Source organism: Pseudomonas sp. Pseusp18, assembly GCF_059506005.1.
Genome location: NZ_CP169240.1, coordinates 2,896,133 through 2,911,581, shown reverse-complemented (window position 1 = coordinate 2,911,581; position 15,449 = coordinate 2,896,133). Strand labels below are relative to the sequence as shown.

The following is a 15,449-nucleotide window of genomic DNA, read 5'->3' as shown; positions in this document are numbered from 1 at the left end:
CGTGCAGCTGCTTTCATATCAAGGAGAACGGCTTCATGGACATTGAAGAATTCGGCTACAAGCAAGAGTTGAAACGCAGCCTGTCACTGACCGACCTGGTGGTGTACGGGATGATCTTCATGATCCCCATCGCACCGTTCGGCGTGTATGGTTACGTCAACGCCGAAGCACCCGGCATGGTGCCGCTGGCCTACATCATCGGCATGGTGGCGATGCTGTTCACCGCCCTCAGTTACGGCAGCATGGCCCGGGCCTATCCGGTGGCGGGCTCCGTGTATTCCTACGCACAACGCGGCCTCAACCAACATGTCGGGTTTATCGCCGGCTGGCTGATGCTGCTCGATTACCTGCTGATTCCGCCGTTGCTCTACGTGTACGCGGCGATGGCGCTGAATCATTTGTACCCGGACATCCCGAAAGTCGGCTTCATCCTGGCCTTTCTGGTCAGCGCCACCTTCGTCAACCTGCGGGGCATCACCTTCACCGCACGCATGAACATCATCTTCCTGCTGGCGCAACTGGTGGTGCTGGGGATCTTCCTGTTCTACGCCTGGAATGCCTTGCACAGTGGCGGCGGTAACGGTCAGCTGACCCTGGCGCCGTTGTACAACCCCGCAACCTTCAACTTCGCCCTGCTGATGCAAGCGGTGTCGATTGCGGTGCTGTCGTTCCTCGGTTTCGATGCCATTTCCACCCTCGCCGAAGAGATCAAGGGCGATCCGGGCCGCAGCGTCGGCAAGGCTGCGCTGATCACGCTGCTGGTGATGGGCGTGATCTTCGTCGTGCAGACCTGGATCGCCACCGACCTGGCCGCCGGCCTGGGCTTCAAGTCCGCCGACACCGCGTTCTATGAAATCGCCGAAATCGCCGCCGGCAGCTGGCTGGCCACCCTGACCGCCGTGGCCACCGCGCTGGCCTGGGGTGTGGCCGTCGCCATTACCTCCCAAGCGGCGGTTTCGCGACTGCTGTTCGGCATGGCCCGGGATGGCAAACTGCCAAAAGTGCTGGCCAAGGTGCATCCGAAACACAACACGCCGTACTTGAGCATTTATCTGGTGGCGGTGCTGTCGCTGGTAATCTGCTACCTGTTCATCAACTCGGTGGACACCCTCACCTCCCTGGTGAACTTCGGCGCCCTGAGCGGCTTCATGCTGCTGCATCTGACCGTGATCAACTACTACTGGCGTCGGCAGAAGTCCGGCCAGGTGATCCGTCACCTGATCTGCCCGGTCATCGGCTTCATCATCGTCGCGGCCATCATGTACAACATGGGCGTCGATGCACAGAAACTCGGCCTGATCTGGATTGCCCTGGGCCTGGTCTATCTGTTCTTCCTCAACAAACTGGGTACCAGCACGGCACTGCCCGACCCAAGCAATGGCTGACAAGAAAAAGAGCAGCGTCTGACACGATTTCAGGCGTCCGCCGATTTAACGCGTGGAAACCGACAGTGATAGTCAGGTTCGGTGCAAGCCGCCGAACCTTTTGATACAGGAGTATGTCCATGCTGGTCTTACGTCCAGTCGAGTTAACCGACCTGCCCCAGTTGCAGCAGCTGGCGCGCGACAGTCTGGTGGGGGTCACGTCCTTGCCGGACGACACCGAACGCCTGAGGGAGAAAATTCTCGATTCCTGTGCTTCGTTCGAAAAAGACGTCCAGGGCCAAGGTCCGGAGAACTATTTCTTCGTGCTGGAAAACCTGACGACTCGCCGTCTGGTCGGCTGCTCGGAAGTGCTCGCCACCGCCGGGTTCGGCGAGCCGTTCTACAGTTTGCGCAACCGCCATTTCACCAGCGCCTCACGGGAGCTGAACATCGAGCATGGGGTGCCGGCGTTGTCGTTGTGCCAAGACCTCAGCGGTCATTCCTTGTTGCGCGGTTTCCATATCGACTCGGCGCTGGAGCACACGCCATTTTCCGAGTTGCTGTCCCGGGCGCGGCTGCTGTTCATCGCCGCCCACCCGGCACGTTTTGCCGAAGCGGTGATCACCGAGATCGTCGGTTACAGCGACGAACAGGGGCAATCGCCGTTCTGGGATGCGCTGGGCAAGCATTTCTTCGATTTGCCTTATGTCGAGGCCGAGCGGCTTTGCGGCCTGCAGAGCCGGACATTCCTCGCCGAATTGATGCCGCAATACCCGATCTACGTGCCGATGCTGTCGCAGGCAGCACAAAACTGCATCGGCCGGATCCACCCCGATGGCCAGGAGGCCTTCGACATTCTGGAGCGCGAAGGCTTCGAGACCAACAGCTACATCGACCTGTTCGACGGCGGCCCGACGCTTTACGCCCGCACCTCAAGCATTCGTTCCATCGCCCAGAGCCAGGCCGGCACGGTGCAAACCGGCTCGCCCATCGACGCCCGTGGCAGTTACCTGGTGAGCAACGATTCGTTGAAGGGCTACCGCGCCATCGTCGCCGAACTGGACTACTGCGCCGGGCAACCTATCGCCTTGAGCGCCGAGATGTGCGCGGCCTTGAACGTGACCGACGCCAGTGCGATCCGGCTGATCGCCCTGTGAGCGGCAACCGGCCCCGAGTCCAACGACAGCGCCCGAGCAGGCGCGAAGAAGGAGCTGCATCATGATTTTGCGCCCGGTTCAAATGACCGACCTGCCCGCTTTACTCGATTTGGTACAACGGGCCGGCCCCGGGTTCACTACCCTGCCGGCCAACGAAGAGCGCCTGACCCACCGGGTGCGCTGGGCCCAGCGGACTTTCGCCGGACAGGTCGAGCGCGCGGATGCCGACTACCTGTTTGTGCTCGAAGACGATGATCAGCAAGTGGTCGGCGTCAGTGCCCTGGTCGGGGCCGTCGGTCTGCGGGAGCCCTGGTACAACTATCGGGTCGGGCTCACGGTCAGTTCATCGCCGGACCTGGGCATTCAGCGCCAGATCCCCACGTTGTTCCTCAACAACGAAATGACCGGGCAATCGGAAATCTGCTCACTGTTTCTGCGACACGATCAACGCTATGGCAGTAACGGTCGATTGCTGTCGCTGGGGCGTCTGCTGTTCGTTGCCGAATTCCCCCAGCTGTTCGGCGACAAGCTCATCGCCGAACTGCGTGGCAGTGCCGACGAACAAGGCTGCTCGCCGTTCTGGGACAGCCTGGGCCGGCACTTTTTCAAGATGGATTTCAGCCATGCCGATCACTTGTCGGGGCTGGGCAGCAAAGCGTTCATCGCCGAACTGATGCCGCGCCAACCGCTCTACACCTGCCTGCTCACCGAACAGGCCCAGGCGGTGATCGGCAAGCCTCACCCCAACACCGAACCGGCGCTGAAGATCCTCACCGCCGAGGGGTTTGCCCATAAGGGTTACATCGACATATTCGACGCAGGCCCGGTGATCGAAGCCCCGGTGTCGAGAATCCGCGCGGTGCGCGACAGCCAATCATTGATGCTGGCCATCGGCACGCCCGACGACCAGGCCCCGGTATGGCTGATCCACAACCGTCGCCTGGAAAGCTGCCGCATCACCACCGCCCGGGCACGGCTGGTGGGCAATAGCCTGATGGTCGACCGCCTCACCGCCAAACGCCTGCAATTGCAGCCCGGCAGCTCGGTACGCGCCGTGCCGCTGCGCAACCAACAGCAGCAAGCGGTAGCAGCGTGAGCTGTAGCCGCTGGCGAAGCCTCGTTCGGACGTAGCAGTCATAAAACCTGCCATTTCGGTCTTTCAGACTGATCGCTGATTTGCGCATGACTTCTGATCTGATGGCGAGCGCTTCGCACTCGAACGCAGCCTTCGGCAGCTGCTACAAAGGATCGCGTGAAGACCAGCATTGGTGTCAATCCAGATGATGTGCCCTTGCCAAAAAAATTCGTCATCATCCTTTACCCGCCCGCGTGATAGCCTTTTGTTCCTTCGGCGTTGACACTTTTGCTCAAGCCCTTCCATTCCTTTATATGGTGGAACTCGTATGTCCAGGCTTTCTCATCAAGATTTGCGCCGTAATTTCCGCCGACTGCTCGCATCCAACACCTGCTACCACACGGCCTCGGTCTTCGATCCGATGTCGGCACGCATCGCCGCCGACCTGGGTTTTGAGGTGGGCATCCTGGGTGGTTCGGTGGCGTCGCTGCAGGTATTGGGCGCCCCCGATTTTGCGTTGATCACCCTCAGTGAGTTCGCCGAACAGGCCACCCGCATCGGTCGAGTGGCGCAATTGCCGGTCATTGCCGACGCCGACCACGGCTACGGCAATGCGCTCAATGTCATGCGCACCATCGTCGAACTCGAACGCGCCGGCGTGGCCGCCCTGACCATCGAAGACACCCTGCTGCCGGCGCAATTCGGTCGCAAGTCCACCGACCTGATCACTGTCGCCGAAGGTGTCGGCAAGATCCGCGCGGCGCTGGAAGCCCGGGTCGACCCGGAAATGGCGATCATCGCCCGCACCAACGCCGGGATCCTGCCGGTCCAGGAAATCATCAGCCGCACCCAACATTACCAACAGGCCGGGGCCGACGGGATTTGCATGGTGGGCGTGCAGGACTTCGATCATCTGGAACAGATCGCCGAACACCTGAGCGTACCGCTGATGCTGGTCACCTACGGCAACCCGTTGCTGCGCGACGACAAGCGCCTGGCCGAATTGGGCGTGCGCGTTACCATCGACGGCCATGGCGCCTACTTCGCAGCGATCAAAGCCACTTATGACAGCCTGCGCGAACAACGCCAGATTTTCACCCAGGCCTCCGACCTGAACGCCACCGAACTGACGCATACCTATACGCAGCCTGAGGATTACATTCGTTGGGCGGAAGAGTTCATGCGCGTTAAAGAATGACGGCACAAGCGCCCTCACCACAGCGCTCGCGCGTCTGTAGTGAGGGTGCAGTCAAACCATATGCACTGCTTTCGATTCGGCCTTCGGCGCCACCTCAAACCGATCCGCCAGAAACGGTGTGATATCCAGCGGCAACGGCTCGTTATTCACCAGTTTGTCCAGCAACACGCCGGTAATCGCCGAGGTCAGGATGCCGGTGCGGAAATGTCCGCAGGCATTGAGGTAACCCTGCACGCCTTTCATCGGCCCGAGAATCGGCAGTTCGTCCGGCGAACCAGGACGTAACCCGGCCCAGCAACGTTTCAGGCTGATGTCGGCGAGCGCCGGAATGCAGCGCACCGCGCCTTGCACCAGACCGCGGATTTCCGGGTAGGTGGTAGTCACGTCAAAACCTTTGTCTTCGGTGGTGCTGCCGATCAGGATTTCGCCATTGTCTTTCTGCGCCACGTAACAGTCGCTGGTGGTCAGGCAACCGCGCAGGATCTTCGGCATACGCTCGGTCAGCAGGATCTGGCCCTTCACCGGTTTCACCGGAATGCGAATGCCGGTGGCCTGCTCGCTGAGATCGGCGGCCCAGGCACCAGCAGCGTTGATCAGCGTATCGCAACGGAACACGCCGGCCTCGGAGGTCTGCACGCCAATGACCTGCGAGCCGTGGTGCAGCACCCCGGTGACGTTGGTGTTGAAATACAGGTCCACACCGTTTTGCCGCGCGCCTTCGGTGTAGGCATCGGCCAGGCGGAACGGGCTGACCTGATGGTCGCAGAGAAACTCCAGCGCCCCCCTCGCCTCATGGCTGACACTTGGCTCGACTTCGCGCAGTGCCGCTTGATCGAGCCAGCGCACCTGATCCGCCAAGTGCGGAATGCACGCCACGATGTGCTCGGCGTAGAGCCGGTCTTCATCGTCGTAGATCACGAATTTCAAGCCGGTCTTCTCGAACTTGAAATCCATCCCGTGATTGTCCTGCAGCTCCCGGTGCAAATCCGGGTACATCGCGTTGGACTGCAAGGCGAAATCGAAGAACGACTGGGGCAGGATATGCGGCGTGCTGGAGTCCACAGCCACCGCCGCGCCCTGGGCTTCGCGCTTGCGATTGGCCGACATCATGCGGAAGAAAATCACCCCACAGCCCAGGCCCACCGACTCACCGATCGCCCACAAGCCACCGGCGGAAGCGCGGGTCGCGTTACCGGGACGCTTGGCGTCGATCAGCGCGATTTTCAGGTGTTTGCGCTTGGATAACTGATAGGCGCAGGACGCCCCGATCACACCGCCGCCGGCGATGATCACGTCGTAGAACTTACTCATGGCTTGCAGCCCCCGTGCCGACAGACTGGAACGCTGAAAAAGGCACCGGATCGACGGGGAAGCGCGGTCGCAACCAGCCCACATCTTGCCGCCCGGTGGCTTCGCGCAAACGGTCGGTGCAATAACCGACGCACATCCGCCCCTGACAGTCGCCCATGCTCACGCGGGTGCGCATTTTCAGGCTGGCCAGGTCTTGCACACCCTGCTCCAGCGCCCGATCGATATCGGCGCGGGTCGCGTGCTCACAGCGGCAAATCACCGTGTCGGCAGCCGGCAATGCAGTCTGCCCGGCACCGCGTGCGGTGTAACGGTCGACGGCGGCGCGAAAGCGCACGATCGACTTGAGTTTCGACAGGTAGCGATCACGTCTGACCCGCGCCAGCTCTGCGTCCAGCACGTCACGTTGCAGCAGGATCGACACTGCCGCGATTCGTCCAGCGAGCATGGCCGCCTCGCCACCGCGAATTCCGCCCATGTCACCGGCCAGATGCACATGGGGTTCGCTGCTTTGCTGCCAGACATTGGCGCTGGCCCGCAGGTAGCCGTCATCGCTGAAACTGTGGTCCAGACCCATTTGCTGGCTGAGTTGGGTGCGAGGAATGAAGCCATAGCCGACCGCCAGGGTCTGCGCGGCAATCCGTTCGGCGCGGCTCAGGTCTGGCTCCCAGGTGCTGGAGTACGGCGCAACGGTCACTGATTTCAACTCTTCCTCGCCTTGAGCCTCGACCACGCCCCAGCCATAGAGCATGGGAATGCCGTGCAGTTTCAGGTACGCGAGCATGCTCAACCCGTCGAGGAACAACTGCGGTTTGTTCAATAGCGCGAGGCTTTCCCGGGCGATCTTGCCGAACGCACACGCCTCGTAGACTCCGGCGACGCTCACCCCCGAAGCGTGCAGTTGGCAGGCCACCAGCGGTAACAGCGGACCGGTGCCAGTAATCACCACCGGCCCCTGGGGTTGAACGACGCCGCTCTTGATTTGCAGTTGCAAACCACCCAGCAGAATCACCCCAGGCAAGGTCCAGCCGGGGAACGGTACGCTGCGCTCATGGCAACCGGCAGCCAACAGCAGCTGCGGGTATCGGACCTCCTGCAAATGCTCATTGACGTCCAGCACCACCAACGCCCGGGTACCTTCGGCGCCGACCACGCGGTGGTTCAAGCGCACGTCGATCAGGCCCGACTGCTCGTGGAATTCTCCATGCAGTTTGGCCAGCACTTCCGAATAGCGTGGCCCCAGGTAATCCAGTTGCACGTTATCGCGCAAGGGGCCGCGATAGACCACCCCGCCAAGACGCGAAGCCTCTTCGAGCAAGGTACAACGCACACCATGGCGCGCCAGTTCAATGGCCGCGGCCATACCCGCCGGCCCGCCGCCGACGATCACCGGTTGCAGGCTCATAAAACCTCCTGCCCGGCGATACGGTTGACCCGGGTTTCGATGCTCATGCCCTCACGCACGATTGTCTGGCAGGCGCGCCGTTTGTGCCGGCCATCGATTTTCACCAGGCAGCATTGGCACACGCCCATGCCGCAATAGGCACCGCTGAGTTGATCGTGATCGTTTCGGGCCACCTGGCGAATGCCCAGTGATTGAATGACCGTCAGGACGGTTTCGCCGATGGCGGCGCTGACGGTCTGGCCATTGATGCGCACAGTCATATCCGCCCGCACCAGCGGCTGGATATCGAAGGTTCGGTTTATGCGTTGCATTGCGATTGTTCATCCGTGAAAGGTTCAGGTGAGATTCTTCAGCTCCATGCTGCACTACACCTTGCGGGCCACCTGACTAATAACAACGAGAAGGTCTGCACTGGTACTTCGACAGCGCATCAGCTGCGCGTCAAAGCACTGTAGTTGATACCGCAGGATGGGGCTGGATCTTTGATGCTAGGAGATATCGCTGAAGGAAATATTGATCCAGGCCAGTGAAAACACCTGCGTCCTATCCCACATCGTCGCTAAGCATTGCGCTAAGCGTTTTTTGGCTGCAAACGAATTACTTGCGCTTGTAACTCTTGTTGCCGCTGGGCGTGAGGCAATACACCCCACCTCTTGGCCCGGTGCAAAACGTACCGGTGCCACAGGCGCAGCCGTCGGTTTCCTGCAACAGCGTCTGCGGCCGCGCCTGGCTTTTAGTGCCAAACATCGCCGAACAGCTTTTCTTCGAACCGCTGATGGAACCGTCATTGCACAGGAACAGATCACCGTCGCAACGATCGATACCGCCCTTTTTCCCCGAACACGGCGTATTGGCAGCCCAGGCGGATGCACCGAACAGGCACAACAACAGCACAAATATTGGCATCCAGCCACGAACCATTAAAGTGCGCACAGTGCAGCTTCCCTTTAGAGTCATGGCTGGATGATATCAATGTTGCGACCAGCCTCACGAGACCACATGAAAGTTAATTTAATCAGCCGCATGTAATTCTTGGCAAAATGCCTCAACTTCGTATTGAACCGATTATCAGGCAAGCCCTATGACCCGCATCTTGACCATCGAAGACGACGCCGTGACCGCCCGGGAAATCGTCGCCGAACTGAGCAGCCACGGCCTTGAGGTGGATTGGGTCGACAATGGCCGCGAAGGCCTGGAGCGCGCCGTCAGCGGCGACTACGACCTGATCACCCTCGATCGCATGCTGCCGGAGCTCGATGGCCTGGCGATTGTCACCACCTTGCGCACCATGGGCGTGGCCACGCCGATCCTGATGATCAGCGCCCTCTCCGACGTCGATGAACGCGTGCGTGGCTTGCGCGCCGGCGGCGACGATTACCTGACCAAACCGTTCGCCACCGATGAAATGGCCGCCCGGGTCGAAGTCTTGCTGCGCCGGCAGAACACCGTGTCCGCCCAGGCCACCACGTTGCGCGTGGCCGATCTTGAGCTGAACCTGATCAGCCACGAGGCCAGCCGCGACAGCCAGTTGCTGACGCTGTTGCCCACCGAATACAAGTTGCTGGAATTTCTGATGCGCAACACCGGGCAGATTCTGTCGCGGATGATGATTTTCGAAGAAGTCTGGGGTTATCACTTCGACCCCGGCACCAACCTGATCGACGTGCACATCGGCCGTCTGCGCAAGAAAATCGACCCGCCAGGCAAAGTCCCACTGATTCGGACCGTGCGAGGCTCGGGTTATGTCATTGCTGAACCCCTCTAAAGGCTGGCGTTCCTCCAGCAGCCGCTTGCTGGCCCTTTACAGTTCGCTGTTCGTGGCCTGGAGCGCGATTCTCATGGGGGTCATGTATTACGAGGTGTCCAGCTACCTCGATACCCTCGCCAAACACTCGCTGATGCAACGTCAGCATCTGTTTTCACGCTTCCAGGGCGAGCAACTGGTCGATGCCCTCGCCGCCAGCATGACCTTCGACATTCGCGGCATCGATGCCTATGGCCTGTTCGATGGCCAGCAGCGTTATCTCAGCGGTGCCTTGCGCCAGATCCCCGAAGGCCTGCCGCTGGACGGCAAGATTCATATGCTCGGTGACTGCGTCGAATCCGACGACCCGACCCTGCCCGCCGACAGCTGCGACGCCGTCGCGACCCGAACCCTGGACGGCCGCTGGCTGGTGCTGGTGCGGGACAACGGTTCGTTGTTTGCCGTGACCCGGATCATCCTGCACGCGCTGTTGTGGGGCGTGTCGCTGACGATTTTGCCGGGCATCGCCGGCTGGCATTTATTGAGACGGCGCCCGCTGCGGCGGATCCGGGCGATCCAGGCCAGCGCCGAAGCCATCGTCGCCGGCGACCTGACCCGGCGCCTGCCGCTGTCCGATCGCCGTGACGAACTGGACATGCTCGCCGCCATCGTCAACGCCATGCTCGAACGCATCGAGCGCTTGATGCACGAGGTCAAGGGCGTGTGCGACAACATCGCCCATGACCTGCGCACGCCGCTCACACGCCTGCGGGCGCAGCTGTACCGGATTCAGCAGCAGGCCGATGAAGGATCGACGCTGGCCGTGCAACTGGACTCCGTGCTCGGCGAGGCGGATACCTTGATGGCACGTTTTCGTGGTTTGCTGCGGATTTCCGAGCTGGAAGATCGCCAGCGCCGTTCGGGTTTCGTGCAACTGGACCCGGTGCCGTTGCTGCAAGAACTGCACGACTTTTACCTGCCGCTGGCGGAAGAAGGCGAACTGACCTTTGAACTGCAAATGCCCGAATCCTTGCCCGGGCTCAACGGCGACCGTGCTCTGCTGTTTGAAGCCGTGGCGAATTTGCTGAGCAACTCGATCAAATTCACCCCGCCGGGTGGCCAGGTGATTTTGCGTGGGGTGAATGACGCGGGGCACACACGCATTGAAGTGCTCGACTCCGGCCCCGGGATTGCGCCGGCCGAGCGCGAGGCAGTGTTTCAGCGTTTCTATCGCGCTGAAGGCGGCAACCCGCAAAGCGGTTTCGGGCTGGGGTTGTCGATCGTCGCGGCGATCATCAGCCTGCACGGATTTACGCTGGAAGTGGGCGACAGCGAACTGGGTGGCGCGCAGTTGATGATCGACTGTCGGCAGAGCCTGATTCCCCAGGCTTGACCCAATCTCCATAACAAAGAAGATCAATGTGGGAGCAGCCCTGTGGCGAGGGGGGCTTGCCCCCGTTTGAGTGCGTAGCGCTCACGAGATCTTTGGTACATCAGAGATTCTGGGGCTGCTTCGCAACCCAACGGGGGCAAGCCCCCTCGCCACAGGGGCACTTCCCACAGCGGATTTATGCTGTTATCGGGCCTGGGCTCGATTCAATACCCCGGAACCTCGCGCACAAACTCTGACAGGTCGGTGATCGGCGGTATGGCCGGAATATCGAAGTACATCTGGATCACCCAGCCCCGGTGATAGCTGGCGTGGTTGACCACATGCAATAGCATGGCGCCAGCACTCATGACCCCGCTTTCCCCCGACATGGAGGTGAATTCGATGGGTTTATCCAGCGACTCCTCGGTCTGGGCCGAGCTCCAGCCACAGAACCATTGATCAATCTCCTGTTGCGCCATTCGCAACTCGGCGAGCTCGGTATGGAGCAGGCCATGGGAGGTTTTGAAGTCGTGCCCCCGGCCCTCCAGATGAGCTTGCCAGATGCAATCCACCACATAGGTGTGGTTCAAGGCGCCGATCATGTTATTGAACACCGACACCCGTTTGCGATTGAGCTCCTCCGGTGGCAGCGCCATGAGGCTGTCGAAGAGTCGCTGATCGGCCCAACGCTTGTAATCGGCGAGCATGCGGGCAGTGCGTACGTTGATCATCAGAGATCTCCCATAGCGATGGGCGCATTGCCAAGAATAGCCCTCGCAGCTGGTTGCAGCCTAAACCCTGATCATCGGTTGCGCCGCACGACTTTGTAGCAGCTGCCGAAGGCTGCGTTCGGCTGCACAGCAGTCGCTAAACTATACGCTGCGGGTGGGTCAGATAAACCACGTGCGCAGGATTCACGACTGCTGCGCAGCCGAACGCAGGCTTCGCCAGCTGCTACAGAGTTTCATTGCGAATTAAATGCTGCACCACCCGTTTGGCCAGCGCCAGGCAACTGGTCAGCCCCGGCGATTCGATGCCGAACAAGTTAACCAAACCCGGTACGCCGTGAACGTCCGGGCCGCTGATGACGAAATCGGCGGCCGGCTCGGTCGGCCCGCTGATTTTCGGGCGAATACCACTGTAGGCCGGTTGCAGACTGCCATCGGGCAACGCCGGCCAGTAGCGTCGGATCGCCTGATAGAAGCCTTCGCCACGATGGGGGTCGACGCGATAATCGATCTGCTCGACCCATTCGACATCCGGCCCGAAACGCGCCTGACCACCCAGGTCCAGGGTCATGTGCACGCCCAGCCCGGCGCTTTCCGGTGCTGGATAAACCAGATGCCGGAACGGCGCCTGGCCGCTGAAACTGAAGTAGCTGCCCTTGCACAACCAGGCTTTGGGCACGTGCCGCGCCGGCAAGCCTTCGATCCGGCTCGCCACCTCAGGCGCGGACAATCCGGCGCAGTTGACCAGTTCACGACAGCTCAAGGTCATCGGCTGAGCCCCACCCATGTGCAGCTCGAAACCCTGTTCGGTACAACGGGCCGATGTAAGCGGCGTATAAAAGGCCACCGAGGTGCCCCAGGCTTCGGCATCGGCCTGAAGCGCCAGCATCAAGGCATGGGAATCGACAATCCCGGTGGACGGTGACCAAAGCGCTGCAACACAAAACAACGCCGGCTCAAGCGCTCGTGCCTGACCGGCATCCAGTAATTGCAGGTCATCGACACCGTTGCGCCGGCCTTGCTCCAGCAACGCCTGCAAGGCATGGCGCTGACGGTCATCGGTGGCCACGATCAGCTTGCCGAGGCGCCGGTAATCGACACCGCGCTCATCGCAGAAGGTATACAGGCGTTGCTTGCCCTCCACGCACAATTGCGCCTTGAGACTGCCGCTCGGGTAATAGATCCCGGCGTGGATCACTTCCGAATTGCGCGAGCTGATGCCCACGCCAATCCCCTCGCCCGCCTCGACCAGGATCACTTCTCGTCCGGTCCGGGCCAAGGCTCTGGCCACCGCCAGCCCGACCACGCCAGCCCCGACTACCACGCATTCGATATCGACGCTCACCTGCCCTCCACTCATTCAAGCCAACCCTGGATGCGATAATCGATCAGGCTGGAGGATATCGCCAGCATGACCTCATACGGTCTGCTACGTGGCGTTCACACTATATGTTTAATTTCCCATTTAACGATCATTCAAAATGACAATTAACTGTCATTGACCTGAACACTTTCCAACTTCCCCCCTTCAACACAACCTTAACCGGCTATCGGCGATTGACTTTGCCAACCTGCCTGAGTAAATTGCGCCGGCCGATAACAACGGCTTTTTTTCAACTCACAAAAGAATTCAATGGACACAGTATCTAGTCGCTGTCGGATGACTGCTCACACGCAGGATCTGGCACATAACCCAGACAATGACGGGCCTCGACTTTTCGGTCGAGTGAGCTGCGCTAGAGCTTGAGGCTCCACCGTAACTTGCCTCACCGGAATCATTCCGGCCCAGAGGCATGTTATGAACTTCAAAACCACTGTACTGCCGGGCGTACGCGCCTTTGCATCGACCATGCGGGTCAAGCCCTGCCGTGAGCGTCTGCCGACGACTCGGCTCTGCGCCCCGTTCTCCGCCCCTTCTACCCACGCCAAGGTGCGCCCTCGTGCCAACTGGCGTGTCTGCCCGACGACCGGCCGGCTTCAGCAACGCTGGAGCTTCGACGACAGTCAGGACCCACAAAGTCGGCGCATCGCGCGCCTCTTCCAGCAGGCGAGCCTGATGCTCGGCCTGTCTATCGGGGCATGCATTTTCAGTTGATCTGAAGGCACTTTAAAGTCCTTCCAGAACGGTTTCCTTACATGGGAATCCGACAACTTCTTATTGCCCGTAAAAAACTAAATCACTGGAATTAGTTATAGACCTGTAGGAGCTGGCGAAGCCTGCGATCTTTTGACTTTGCTTTTAAAAATCAAGATCAAAAGATCGCAGGCTGCGCCAGCTCCTACAGGATCGGGTGTTATTCAGATATCACAATCCGGCTTGCGGGCCTTCAATAAATGCAATACGAAACAAGGGAGAGCCCTCATGTCGGGAACTACTCTACTGATCAACCTCGCCGGCTCCATTGCCCTGTTGCTATGGGGCACTCATATGATTTCTTCGGCGCTGTTACGCGGCTTCGGCACGCCACTGCGTCAGTGGCTGGGCCACAACCTGAACAACCGCTGGATGGCGTTGCTGTCGGGGATAGGTATCACCGGGGTCTTGCAAAGCAGCACCGCCGTGAGCCTGATGGCGACCTCGTTCACTGCCGCCGGGACGCTGGGACTGGCGCCGGCCCTGGCGGTGATGCTCGGCGCCAACATCGGCTCAACCCTGGTGGTGCAGTTGCTCAGCGTCGATGTGTCGATGCTCACGCCCAGCGTTTTGCTGGCGGGCCTGATCGTCTTTCGGCTGCGCGATGACTCGCGCTACGAAAGCGTCGGTTGTGCACTGATCGGCCTGGGGCTGATGCTGCTGGCCTTGCACATGCTCGGCTCCACATTGGCGGAAGTCGAAGGCACGCCGATCTTCCAGCTGATCATGCAGAGCCTCGAGGGCGATCTGGTCATTGCGCTGCTGGTGGCGCTGATCCTCACCTGGCTGTGCCACTCCAGCGTGGCCGTGGTGTTGCTGATCGTCTCGCTGGCCGCCACTGGCATGCTCTCGGCCAGCACCATCGTCGCGCTGGTGCTGGGGGTGAACATTGGCGGTGCGCTGCCCTCGGTCATCAACGCCGGATCGAGCGTCGGCCGACGCCTGCCGCTGGGCAACCTGCTGGTGCGCGCGGTCGGTGCTCTGGCGGTCTTGCCGTTTGCCGGGTTGCTCGCTCAGGCGCCGCTCGCGCCCTCGACCCTGGTGGTGTGCCTGCACACCGGTTTCAATCTACTGCTGGCGTTGGTGTTCATCGGTCTGACCGACGTACTCGCCAATGCCCTCACCAGACTGCTGCCGGCACCTGAGCAGGATGTCGATCCCGGCATGCCGTGCTATCTGGACGAGGCCGGCCTGGAAGTGGCCAACATCGGCCTGTCGAATGCCGCTCGCGAAGCGTTGCGCATGACCGACATGTTCTCGACCATGCTCGGCCGGATGCTGCAGCTGTTCCACACATCGCTACCGGCCTGCGCCGATGAAGTGCGGCGGATCGATCAATCCCTGGACCTGCTCAGCGCGGCGATTCGCGCTTATCTGGCCGACATCGGCAAGGAAGGCATCAGTGACAGCGATGCCGATCGTTCCCAGGAAATCCTCACGTTCGTGATTAACCTCGAACATGCCGCGGACATTCTTTCCAGCAGCCTCACGCAGTTGGCCATGCGCCGCTTGCGTCGGGGTGAACAGTTCTCGGCCTTCGAACTGGGCAACATCGCCCCGCTGCACGACGCCGTTCTGGAAAGCCTGAGCCTGGCGATCACCGTGTTCCTGCGCGAAGACATCGCCACCGCCCATCAACTGATCCAGCGCAAGGAGACCGTCAGAAGGCTCGAAGCCTGCGCCAGCCGCGAGCACTTTCGCCAGTTGCAGGAAGACAAAAGTACCTGGGCGCAATCCGGTGATATTTTCCAGCGGGTACTGCGTGATTACCGGCGCCTGCATCACCACATCGCCGCCCTGGCGTATCCGCTGCTCGAACGCGCCGGTGAGCGCTCGGTCGAGAGCATCGACGCTCCCGTTACGGATCGCATGACGGTAGATCTGGCTGGAATTGAGTGAGGCATATATCGATCGGCAGGGAACTCCTGACCACCGCCAGGCATCCTAAATTATGTGTTACTTCC

The 15,449-nt window shown here is 60.6% G+C and carries 14 protein-coding genes; 8 read left to right on the top strand and 6 right to left on the bottom strand.

The genetic code is table 11. From position 1 onward, the window contains the following. Nucleotides 1-35: 35 nt before the first annotated feature. From ACEN9A_RS13085 to ACEN9A_RS13070, 4 genes are all read left to right on the top strand, one after another. Nucleotides 36-1,385, top strand: coding sequence for an APC family permease (locus ACEN9A_RS13085; RefSeq protein ID WP_019651642.1), 1,350 nt, complete (start codon nucleotides 36-38; stop codon nucleotides 1,383-1,385). 119 nt (nucleotides 1,386-1,504) lie between these two features. Continuing rightward, a complete protein-coding gene (locus ACEN9A_RS13080) occupies nucleotides 1,505-2,521 on the top strand; it encodes an arginine N-succinyltransferase (RefSeq protein WP_258673911.1) in 1,017 nt (338 codons plus the stop codon). A 61-nt stretch (nucleotides 2,522-2,582) separates the two neighbouring features. Beyond that, complete coding sequence (astA, locus tag ACEN9A_RS13075) at nucleotides 2,583-3,617, top strand: arginine N-succinyltransferase (protein ID WP_019651644.1); 1,035 nt, start codon at nucleotides 2,583-2,585, stop codon at nucleotides 3,615-3,617. 307 nt (nucleotides 3,618-3,924) lie between these two features. Further along, nucleotides 3,925-4,794: an isocitrate lyase/PEP mutase family protein gene (locus tag ACEN9A_RS13070; RefSeq protein ID WP_019651645.1), complete on the top strand. Its 870-nt coding sequence runs from the start codon at nucleotides 3,925-3,927 to the stop codon at nucleotides 4,792-4,794. A 51-nt stretch (nucleotides 4,795-4,845) separates the two neighbouring features. Here the strand turns inward: ACEN9A_RS13070 and hcnC are convergent, their stop codons facing one another. The 4 genes from hcnC to ACEN9A_RS13050 all read right to left on the bottom strand — a co-directional run bounded on the left by hcnC (nucleotide 4,846) and on the right by ACEN9A_RS13050 (nucleotide 8,428). Next, on the bottom strand, nucleotides 4,846-6,105 hold the full coding sequence (gene hcnC, locus ACEN9A_RS13065) for a cyanide-forming glycine dehydrogenase subunit HcnC (RefSeq protein ID WP_019651646.1): 1,260 nt from the start codon (nucleotides 6,103-6,105) through the stop codon (nucleotides 4,846-4,848). After that, nucleotides 6,098-7,507 (bottom strand): cyanide-forming glycine dehydrogenase subunit HcnB, encoded by a 1,410-nt coding sequence (gene hcnB, locus ACEN9A_RS13060; protein WP_258673910.1) that lies wholly within the window; start codon nucleotides 7,505-7,507, stop codon nucleotides 6,098-6,100. Before hcnB ends, hcnC begins: the two co-directional genes overlap by 8 nt. Continuing rightward, nucleotides 7,504-7,818: a (2Fe-2S)-binding protein gene (locus ACEN9A_RS13055; protein WP_258673909.1), complete on the bottom strand. Its 315-nt coding sequence runs from the start codon at nucleotides 7,816-7,818 to the stop codon at nucleotides 7,504-7,506. The genes hcnB and ACEN9A_RS13055 overlap by 4 nt, the downstream gene beginning before the upstream one ends. A gap of 286 nt (nucleotides 7,819-8,104) precedes the next feature. Further along, nucleotides 8,105-8,428, bottom strand: a complete 324-nt coding sequence (locus ACEN9A_RS13050) for a YdcA family protein (protein ID WP_258674179.1) — start codon at nucleotides 8,426-8,428, stop codon at nucleotides 8,105-8,107. A gap of 160 nt (nucleotides 8,429-8,588) precedes the next feature. Here ACEN9A_RS13050 and ACEN9A_RS13045 point away from each other — a divergent pair, with 160 nt between their 5' ends. Continuing rightward, nucleotides 8,589-9,272 carry a response regulator transcription factor gene (locus ACEN9A_RS13045; protein WP_019651649.1) on the top strand — a complete coding sequence of 228 codons (684 nt, stop codon included), beginning with the start codon at nucleotides 8,589-8,591 and terminating at the stop codon, nucleotides 9,270-9,272. Next, nucleotides 9,250-10,644 carry a sensor histidine kinase gene (locus ACEN9A_RS13040; protein ID WP_019651650.1) on the top strand — a complete coding sequence of 465 codons (1,395 nt, stop codon included), beginning with the start codon at nucleotides 9,250-9,252 and terminating at the stop codon, nucleotides 10,642-10,644. The genes ACEN9A_RS13045 and ACEN9A_RS13040 overlap by 23 nt, the downstream gene beginning before the upstream one ends. Before the next feature lie 203 nt (nucleotides 10,645-10,847). On the opposite strand, the gene ACEN9A_RS13035 is transcribed toward ACEN9A_RS13040, so the two are convergent. Both ACEN9A_RS13035 and ACEN9A_RS13030 read right to left on the bottom strand, forming a co-directional pair. Further along, the gene (locus tag ACEN9A_RS13035; protein WP_258673908.1) at nucleotides 10,848-11,354 is read right to left on the bottom strand and encodes a DinB family protein; all 507 of its coding nucleotides are present in this window, start codon (nucleotides 11,352-11,354) and stop codon (nucleotides 10,848-10,850) included. Nucleotides 11,355-11,577: 223 nt separating this feature from the next. Further along, the gene (locus ACEN9A_RS13030) at nucleotides 11,578-12,696 is read right to left on the bottom strand and encodes an NAD(P)/FAD-dependent oxidoreductase (protein WP_258673907.1); all 1,119 of its coding nucleotides are present in this window, start codon (nucleotides 12,694-12,696) and stop codon (nucleotides 11,578-11,580) included. 453 nt (nucleotides 12,697-13,149) lie between these two features. On the opposite strand from ACEN9A_RS13030, the gene ACEN9A_RS13025 reads away from it, so the two are divergent. Together ACEN9A_RS13025 and ACEN9A_RS13020 are read left to right on the top strand one after the other, a co-directional pair. Then, complete coding sequence (locus tag ACEN9A_RS13025; protein ID WP_018928973.1) at nucleotides 13,150-13,446, top strand: hypothetical protein; 297 nt, start codon at nucleotides 13,150-13,152, stop codon at nucleotides 13,444-13,446. 267 nt (nucleotides 13,447-13,713) lie between these two features. Further along, nucleotides 13,714-15,384, top strand: a complete 1,671-nt coding sequence (locus tag ACEN9A_RS13020; RefSeq protein WP_258673906.1) for a Na/Pi cotransporter family protein — start codon at nucleotides 13,714-13,716, stop codon at nucleotides 15,382-15,384. The last annotated feature ends 65 nt before the right edge of the window (nucleotides 15,385-15,449 follow it).